General features: G+C 57.2%; 8 protein-coding genes. 5 read left to right on the forward strand and 3 right to left on the reverse strand.

Annotation, left to right across the window (positions count from 1 at the left end):
- Positions 1-20 precede the first annotated feature (20 nt).
- Positions 21-602 carry an NUDIX domain-containing protein gene (locus ACSQ3J_RS30360; RefSeq protein WP_436041064.1) on the reverse strand — a complete coding sequence of 194 codons (582 nt, stop codon included), beginning with the start codon at positions 600-602 and terminating at the stop codon, positions 21-23.
- 83 nt (positions 603-685) lie between these two features.
- Between ACSQ3J_RS30360 and ACSQ3J_RS30365 the strand changes: the two genes are divergently transcribed.
- The 5 genes from ACSQ3J_RS30365 to ACSQ3J_RS30385 all read left to right on the forward strand — a co-directional run bounded on the left by ACSQ3J_RS30365 (position 686) and on the right by ACSQ3J_RS30385 (position 5938).
- Positions 686-1447 (forward strand): DeoR/GlpR family DNA-binding transcription regulator, encoded by a 762-nt coding sequence (locus tag ACSQ3J_RS30365; RefSeq protein ID WP_056323089.1) that lies wholly within the window; start codon positions 686-688, stop codon positions 1445-1447.
- Between the two features lie 65 nt (positions 1448-1512).
- Complete coding sequence (locus tag ACSQ3J_RS30370; RefSeq protein ID WP_436041058.1) at positions 1513-1995, forward strand: hypothetical protein; 483 nt, start codon at positions 1513-1515, stop codon at positions 1993-1995.
- 59 nt (positions 1996-2054) lie between these two features.
- Positions 2055-2501, forward strand: a complete 447-nt coding sequence (locus ACSQ3J_RS30375; protein WP_082510224.1) for a GNAT family N-acetyltransferase — start codon at positions 2055-2057, stop codon at positions 2499-2501.
- A gap of 367 nt (positions 2502-2868) precedes the next feature.
- Entirely contained in the window at positions 2869-3849 is a 981-nt protein-coding gene (locus ACSQ3J_RS30380; RefSeq protein WP_436041059.1) for a PD-(D/E)XK motif protein, read from the forward strand.
- A gap of 10 nt (positions 3850-3859) precedes the next feature.
- Complete coding sequence (locus ACSQ3J_RS30385; RefSeq protein WP_436041065.1) at positions 3860-5938, forward strand: AIPR family protein; 2079 nt, start codon at positions 3860-3862, stop codon at positions 5936-5938.
- Here the strand turns inward: ACSQ3J_RS30385 and ACSQ3J_RS30390 are convergent.
- A complete protein-coding gene (locus ACSQ3J_RS30390; protein WP_436041060.1) occupies positions 5935-7113 on the reverse strand; it encodes a restriction endonuclease in 1179 nt (392 codons plus the stop codon). The two genes, ACSQ3J_RS30385 and ACSQ3J_RS30390, sit on opposite strands and share 4 nt — an antisense overlap.
- A gap of 123 nt (positions 7114-7236) precedes the next feature.
- Positions 7237-7521 (reverse strand): hypothetical protein, encoded by a 285-nt coding sequence (locus ACSQ3J_RS30395; protein ID WP_436041061.1) that lies wholly within the window; start codon positions 7519-7521, stop codon positions 7237-7239.
- Between the last annotated feature and the right edge of the window lie 1047 nt (positions 7522-8568).

Below are 8568 nucleotides of genomic sequence, written 5' to 3' on the forward strand. Positions count from 1 at the left end.
ATCCCGCCGCCATCATCCGTTCATTTGAACACATGAAGGGCGGCATACTGGAGAAGCATGATCGTCTTGCCGTCCCGAATGCGCCCATCCGCAATCATGTCCAGCGCTTCATCTATCGTAGGTTCGAGGCGCTCGATGTCCTCACCTTCATCCGCGTTTCCGCCGCCATTGGATACCTGGTCCGCGGCTGAATAGGAGCCAATGAAGAAGTGGAGCCTCTCGGTCACCGAGCCGGGACTCATGAAGGCATCGAAAATCGGTCGCACATCGCTTACCCGATATCCGGTTTCCTCCTCGACCTCCGCCTTGATCCGTTCTTCCGGAATGGCATTGTCCAAAAGACCTGCCGGTGCCTCCGTCAGAAGATCGTCATGGCCATTGACATACGCCGGATACCGAAATTGCCGGGTTAGAAGTACCCTACGCCGCTCAAGGTCGTAGAGAAGAATCGTCGCACCGTTGCCGCGATCGTAGGTTTCCCGGCTCTGCCTCTGCCAGGTGCCGTCACCCCGCAGGAAGCTGAATGTTGTCTTCCTCAAAATGTACCAGTCGCTTGAGAGCGTGGTTACCTCTTCAACTTTGATTCGATTAGATATCGTCATGTTCGTCTCCGATGCACATAACCGCACGGTATTGCACGAATGAATAAAACGTGCAATAAGCCGCAAAACAGATGAGGTCCGTGATGCTAACGAGCGAAAGAAAAGCCCTTATCCTTGATACCCTCGCAACCGCGGGCCGCGTGGTTGCGAAAGAGCTCAGCATTGCGTTGGGCCTGTCGGAAGATACAATCCGGCGCGACCTTCGCGAGCTTGCCGCGGAAGGTCTGCTACAACGGGTCCATGGTGGAGCTTTGCCGGCATCAAAAGCGCTCGCTGACCTTCCAAGCCGAAGGAATATTTCCGTCGAGGATAAGACGGCAATCGCAAAGGCGGCGGCGGCGATGGTCAGGAATGGCCAGATCATTTTCCTGGATGGCGGGACGAGCACCGTTGCGGTGGCCCGCGCTCTTCCCCGACAGCTCCATGCGACCGTTGTCACACACAGCCCTGATATAGTGGTCGCTCTTTCCGACCACCCATACGTCGAAGTGGAGCTTGTCGGCGGCCGCATCTACAAGCACTCCAACGTGGCAGTGGGCTCCGTGGCCAGTGAGGGTATCTCCCACATCCGCGCCGACATTTTTTTCATGGGTGTAACCGGCATCCATCCCGACCACGGGCTTACGACAGGTGACAGAGAAGAGGCGGCGATCAAGCGAGCCATTAGTCGCCAGTCGGCGGAAACACTTGTCCTTGCATCCAAAGAAAAACTCGGCGCGGTCTCCGCTCACGATATTATCGGTCTCGATCAAATCGACGGGCTGATCGTGGAACAGAGCTGCCCGTATGATCTCCTGGAACCTTACCAAATGCGTGGAATCTCAATCACGCGCGCTCAGGCATGAGCAGGCCGGGCGAGATGTCGGCGCGGTCACTAACGCGCCCGGCCTTATCCACACCAGAGCGAACTATGGTGTCCAGCCGTTACATGAGTGATCCCCCTCTCTCGAAAAAAATACTCTTCCTCTTCGCATTTTTTGCCTCTTCGCTCGCCGGCTGCCAGAGCCCACCGTCCGTCACTCCGATCGGCTATAATGGCAGCACCAAAGATGGATTAATGACCGCCAGGCCGTTGACGGATGCCGAGATGGCCAAAGCGATGAAATCGGCACAGCGTGCAAGTGACATGGCACCAGCAATCGCAGCCGCAAATACCTTCGGAGGACTAGATCCGACCGGCATGACCCATATGGCGGTCACCGCGGAAACCACGCGACGCATGCAGGATTTCCAGCAGTACGTACCCGGCATGATGGCAGCAAACGTCCAGCGGTTGGAAGGGTTTTGCAAGACAAACCCCAAGTTCGACGCCTGCGTCGAGTTTCGGAAAACCAAGGCCGAAATGAAAGCGCGCGGTCAGCGCATGCCGGACGGGTCTGTTCCCCAGCCGTAATGGAGGTCGGATTCTTTTAGTTAAAGCTGAAAACAGCCGATGAGTCAGGGACAAGACAGATGGTCACCGTTCGCAAAGCAAGCACAACAGACATTCCGGCGATAAGCCGGGTGCTGACCGCCTCGATTACATGCCTTTGTACTGAGGATCATGGAAACGATTCAGGCCGCCTACGCCAATGGACGCAAAACAAGTCCGAAGCAGGCGTTGGTAAAATGATGGATAATCCGGATCAAACGGTCTGGGTCGCAGAAGTCAGCGGCGAAATCGCTGGGGTGGGAGCAGTCGCCGGCGACAGCATCGTCCTCAATTACGTAGCCCCCGAGCACCGCTTTCAGGGAGTGAGCAAGGCGCTATTGGCCGCGCTGGAGGACTCGTTCCGCAATGCGGGCTTCTCTTTGGGAAAGCTGGTCAGCACCAGAACTGCTTTGCGCTTCTACCTCGCCTCCGGCTGGTCAGAGTTGGGAACAGGCGGGGGCGGAATCCGCATGGAAAAGGTGCTGTGAAGAGCAAGGCGCCACATGCGTTTTAGTCGCATCGAACGAGCGTTCAAATTCTTCGACGCTCGCTGCGGCGGGTCTCGTCTCATCTGCTGACGGCGACGAGTGGTAACGCGAAGAGGCGGTTGATGAACCGCACACGTTGATCCCAAGGTCGTCGACGCCGAAGCCCTCTCGGGCTAGTAGTGGGTGATTTCAACCCGGTTGGTTACGTCTACATACCCCCGCCTTGAACCAAAGTGAACCGCCGACCCAGTAAATAGGATTAATATGGTATTGGCCCCGTGATCAGCGTGGTTGTGAGCTTTCCAGATAGCGAAGCAGCGGATGAACGCGTCTATCGCATCAACAGCGTTCTTCAGCGAGAGGATGCATGACGGACTGGGTCGCCAACCTCAACGATGCCTGGAACGACCTTGGTCAGATACGTCCGCTTGCCCGGCAGTATCGGAGCAAACTGATCTCAACCTGGCTTCCCCTCGGGATTCACGCAGGAAGGCGGGCAGATGACGATGCACCGTGTCTCATGCTGGGCGCGACGGCTCCTCCAGGCGGTCATTTCGAACTGGGCGGGATGCGACTGGTCTCGATCCTTCACGAGGGAACCCCGGTCCTCGTCCTTTCCCTTGAAGACGATGCCAGGCGGGACCTGTTTTCGACCATCTGCGCCGACCTCCTCGCCTCCGTTGAACTCTCCCAAAAGGAGTGCGCGCTGGATCATTTCCTTTCACGGCTTGACGCCTGGCGGCGATTTCTGCGTGAACGGACGGGCGGCCTGTCACGCTCGGAGACGATCGGCCTCATCGGGGAACTGCTGCTACTTGAGAAGCTGCTGGAGCTCGACAGCAGCCTCCTGATGTCCTGGAGCGCTCCGGCTGATGGTCTTCATGATTTTGTAAGCGATGGCCATGCCCTGGAAGTCAAGACCGGGCTGGGACCGTCTGCTCAGATCAAGATCTCCAGGCTCGATCAGCTCGATACGGGCGGCCTGAGGCTTCTTGATCTTGTTCACGTCAAGCTCATAGAGAACCCGTCGGGCAGAAGCCTTCAGGACGTACTGACAGCGCTGAAAGGCCAGCTTGAGGATGGCGCTTCGCGCCATGCGCTCGATAACGCCGTCATCCGTCGTGGCCTTCTGCCCGATGATGACGATGCCCGAAGCGCACCCCGGATTCAGCTTCGCACGATGGGCTGCTACGCGGTCTCTGAAGGGTTTCCACGACTGGTTCGGGCAGATATGCCCACAGCCATTACTGAGGCATCCTATACACTCGACGTACGGGCGATTGGTCCATACTCGCGCGATATCTCGGATGTCCTCACTGCATTCAACCTGGGGGAAAAGAATGGCTGATGACCCGACAATGGATTTTCTTCAGGATCTTGTCAGCGAAGTCGAGGAGACCGTTTCAGCTGCAGAACCGTTTACAGTGAACATCTTCACTGCAATGATCCTCGAGCGTCTCGAGGAAGCCGGGCACTTCGATGAGACCTTCCCGGTCTACCAAACGGGCAATTTCAAGGACAGACGTGGGCGCAATGTTGCGTACCGCATCGATGGCTATGCCTATGACGAGGAACGCGGAAGACTTGACCTCTTCACGACACAATATTCAGGCGACCGCGATGGGGCGCGGATACCCGCGGCAGATGTTATGAAGGCTCTGGAACGGGCTCTCCGGTTCGCGAGCGCCTGCGTGGATGGTCTGGCTTCCAGTCTCGAGCCGGCAAATACCGACGCCAGCGATCTCGCCAGGCTCATTGAAGCGGACGCCGAACGGCTGACTGCGATCCGTGTCGTTCTTCTGACCGACGGTACGGTGGGCAACATCACGTCACCGGCTGAATGGAAAGGCAAGCCTGTCGAGTTCGAGGCCTACGACATCACCAGGCTTTTCAGGGTGCTCGGAAAGGGTGAAACCCGCGAAGACATTTCCGTCGATCTTGTGGCACTTGCTGGGCGGGGTCTGCAGTGCCTGCATGTGCCCGCACAGAACGACGACTACGATGCCTATCTCGCCGTGCTGCCTGGCAAAGTCCTGTCGCAGGTCTATGAGCGCTACGGCGTGCGCCTTCTCGAGCTGAACGTTCGAGCCTTTCTGGGGCTTCAGGGCCGCAAGAGCGTCAATGCCGAGCTGCGCGAGACAATTGTCAAGAAACCGACAATGTTCCTTGCCTATAACAACGGTATCGTTGCGACGGTTGATGATCTGGAAGTCGGCCAGGGCGAGTCTGGGAATCTCGAAATCAGATCGCTGAAGGGCCTGCAGATCGTCAACGGCGGACAAACCACCGCTTCTCTTCATCGCGCTGGACGAAAGGACTCAGACCTTGAACATGTCTCTGTCCCAGTGAAGATAATAAAGGTGGGCGGGGCGGATCTGAGCGAGATGGTATCGGCCATCTCCCGTGCCGCGAATCGGCAAAATACGGTCCAGCTTGCCGACTTTTCAGCGAATGATCCTTTCCACCAGCAGGTTGAAGTCCTTGCCAATACGGCATGGCTCAGCGACGGTAAGGGCAGATGGTTCTACGAGCGGGCCCGCGGCTCCTATCTGGCGGCCGAGCACAAGGCAGCCTATCGCAAGTCCGACGCAAAGACGTTCCGGCAGCAGACCCCCAAACACCGGCGTCTCAGCAAGCTTGATGTGGCGCGGTATCTCAGCGCCTGGTCAGGACTGCCTGACAAGGTCTGCCTTGGAGGACAGAAGAACTTTCAATACTTCATGCAGAGGCTCAGGGATGAGCCCCTTCCGACGCCCGACCAGCCCTGGTTCAGGCGGCTGATTGCACTTGCGGTCCTCTATCGCGCCGCGGAAAGGAAGATCAAAAGCATGAAGTTTCCGGCGTATGGGGCGCAGATCACCGCCTATGTCGTCGCGGGTCTCTCACACAGATCGGGTGGCCGGATTGATTTTGAAGGGATATGGTCGAGGCAGAACCTCACCTCCGAGATGGAGCAGCTGATATGCAGCTGGGCGCCACAGATCGACTCCGTGCTTCGTGAAACGGCTGGTCAGAAGAATCCCAGCGAATGGTTTAAGAAGCCGGATTGCTGGCAGACGGCAAGGGACCGGCTGCCTTCGTTAATTGATCCCTTGCCCCCCGAGCTTTCCTACGCCGAGGATGGCAGACCCGGCGAGATGATGGCCTTGGGTGAGGCGCGCTCAGCGTTTGATTATGAGCGGATTGCGCAGTGCATGGAGGTTTCCGCCGTCACCTGGCTGGAAGCTGCCGAACGTGGACAGAAGGCTGGCATCATTCACTTACGGGTTGCGGGGATATGCCGGAAACTGGCAGGATATGCCGTGGGCGGCTGGGAGCAGAAGCCCACCGCCAAGCAGGCGAAGCCCGCCCTGGAAGCGCTAGCGGCGGTTGAAAACGCAGGCCTGATGCAGCAGTACCCGCGGCTGGCTGGCGTCGGCGAAGATGTTGAGGCTTAGACGTCGGCCGGAAATTCTTCCACCAGCCACCGCGAGACGGCCTGGGTGCTACCATGCCCATTGCGGCGCAACAGTTCCACGATGTCTGCTGCTGCAATGACCAGTATCGGATGCTGATCCTCCTTGATTTCCTTGTAGGCCTGCAGGTCGACGCAGGACGTCGTGACCAGAACCCCGAACTGCCGGTGGCGAAGCCTTGAGATCAGCCGGGACATGTCCTTGACACCAACAGCCGTTGGAGGGGCGTAGCATTTTGCTTCCAGCGCGAAATCGACAAGAATCCCGCTTGGACCTGACCCCACCCTGAGCTGGCCAACCGCGTCACGCCCTCCATCGCGAGACGGCCGGGTAACGTCAAGCGCAGCTATGTCGGGGACCATGAGACGCGCTAAAGCAGCGGCACAATACTCGAACGCGTGTGGGCGACCCTTGAAGTGAACACGGATGGCTTCCATCATGGCCTGGCCCTCCTTGTCGGAGGGCAGCTGTTCACTGCGGCTCCTGTATTCAAGTGTTCGAGCCGCGATGAGTGGCGTCCGCTTTCCCGTCTTGCGCCAGGCAAGCCAGGCAGGCGGGGCCTGCGAGTGATCCGGCTGGCCGGTAATGATGCTGTCGATCCATTTTCGAGACATGACTGCGGCGTCCAGAACGGTAAATCGGGAACGATAGTTCTGAAACCTCTCATTCTTGACGTTGCGCCAGATTGCCACGAGCTCCTCCGAGGCATCAAGATCGCTTGCACCGGGAACCGCGAGCCCAAGAAATCTCACGTCGCGGTAGGTGCCGGTCTTAGCAAAAAGGAACACGGGCGGTACCACCTCCCTTCCGGCCTGTCCCGACCTGCTGTCCTCGAATATTGTCTTGAGTATGAGATTGCCATCGCGGCCCGTCTCATGCAGGTCGCGCCCCGGCTCCTTGTTGTCGCCATAGTAGGTGAAGACGCCGGTATCGGCATCGAGCGCATCGGGCCAGTCGGGATCGTCCATGCTTGTTCTCAGCACCAGCATCTCGAGCTTTGCCTTGACCTTGCCGCGTTTACGGAACCCTCCCTGACTGTCGACCCGCATCAGACGCGGCAGCGGATCGTCTCCGGCATTTCCCTTGCGCCCGCCCTGATAGATCGCGTCGACGATCAGGTCAGCCTGAGCAAGCTTATCGGCAGCTATTTCCCTCACTGACACCCTCGCATGAAACGTAGTTCGACCAATTGGCTGGTCGTCAGCTCAATGAACGTCATCGTCCAGATTCAACCGGGAGAACGTGCGTGCCGGACCTGTACATTTGACGAGGCGTGGTCATCACGCATTCCCCTTCCGGAACTGCGCTGGCGCGAGCATGTGCATGTCATGCCCATACGGCCAATAGATGAGGAACGTTGCATTTCCGAACTGCTCGCTGACGCACCGGAGTTCGGTCGGGGCATCGCGGACGATGCTGGTACCATTACGCGTAGCCTGCTCGATCAGGAGGGTTTTCAGCGCTTCCGGTACTTCGATCATTGCCAGCTCTGCCAGCGGATAGTGCCGGTCGATGAAAGGGTAGTCGCCTTCCGGCAGGTCGGGAGTGGAAATCTTGTCAGTCAAAATGCGCTCCGGTTCAGCAACAGCACAAGGCCTGATGGTCATGCGCAACCCGTGAGCTTTGACGCTATGGAAGACGCCCCTTCGTGTCGAGATGAATTGACAGGATTTCATCGATTTGATGCCAGAAGATGTTTAGCCAGCCGGAGAAAAATCTTCATGCAAGATTCTTGCCCGGGGGGCCTCATGTGCCCACTCGCGTGCGGGCAGCAATCGATGCACGCGCGGGAACCCAAGCACGCGTCACCTGTTTCAATCTGATGGGATCCGTAGTTTACTTGCACGTCTCTGATTAGGATGGCACTTACACAACAGCGGCGGACAAAGCTGCAGGACGGGTTCGCCTTGACGGGATTCGAACCACTAGTGCTTATCTGAAATCTCTAAGATGCTGAGATATCTATCAGACTTGAAACAACCACAGGCTCAGCAGTTGCACCCTTACACTTTCCGCCATCGAGTGCTGGACAGACTGAGGAGCTATAGACGTCCTTACCCCAGGTGCGATACTTGCCCAAATCTAACATGACGCCATGATGGCCGCACCTGTCACGCAAACAGCTAATTGGGTCTCCTTTCCTAGCTAGTACGACCCCCACCCCACATCCTAAATTAACGGAATAGCCGATAAACTCCGCCCATAACACGCTGATAACGCATAACAATACTATCGTAATCACTGGGAGATTTAGCCCAAAGCATCTCTACTTGCCTTGCGAAAGGGCGGAGGATCCAGCCATCGCGAGACCACGGCAAAAGCGGTACAAACAAAGCGAAGAGGTTCCAGCAAATGGCAGAGGAAGCCTTTCGGCAATCAGGGCTTGCTCATAGCTTCTCCATTTCAACGGATAAACTGGAAACTTCTCGGAGGTGTTCCTGATTATGGTTACGCGAATTCGCGAACCCTCTCGATCGGAACCACTTGTGTTTTGATTTGTTCTATATCATATGTTGATATATGACGCAGGTGCACGATCAAAGTTGGCTTGTTGGTTTTCACGCGGAACTGAGCCGGTTTTTCCACCGAGAAGTGAGCCACCTCTAAGTATG

The organism is Rhizobium sp. LjRoot98 (assembly GCF_964252935.1).
Classification (GTDB): Bacteria; Pseudomonadota; Alphaproteobacteria; order Rhizobiales; family Rhizobiaceae; genus Pararhizobium.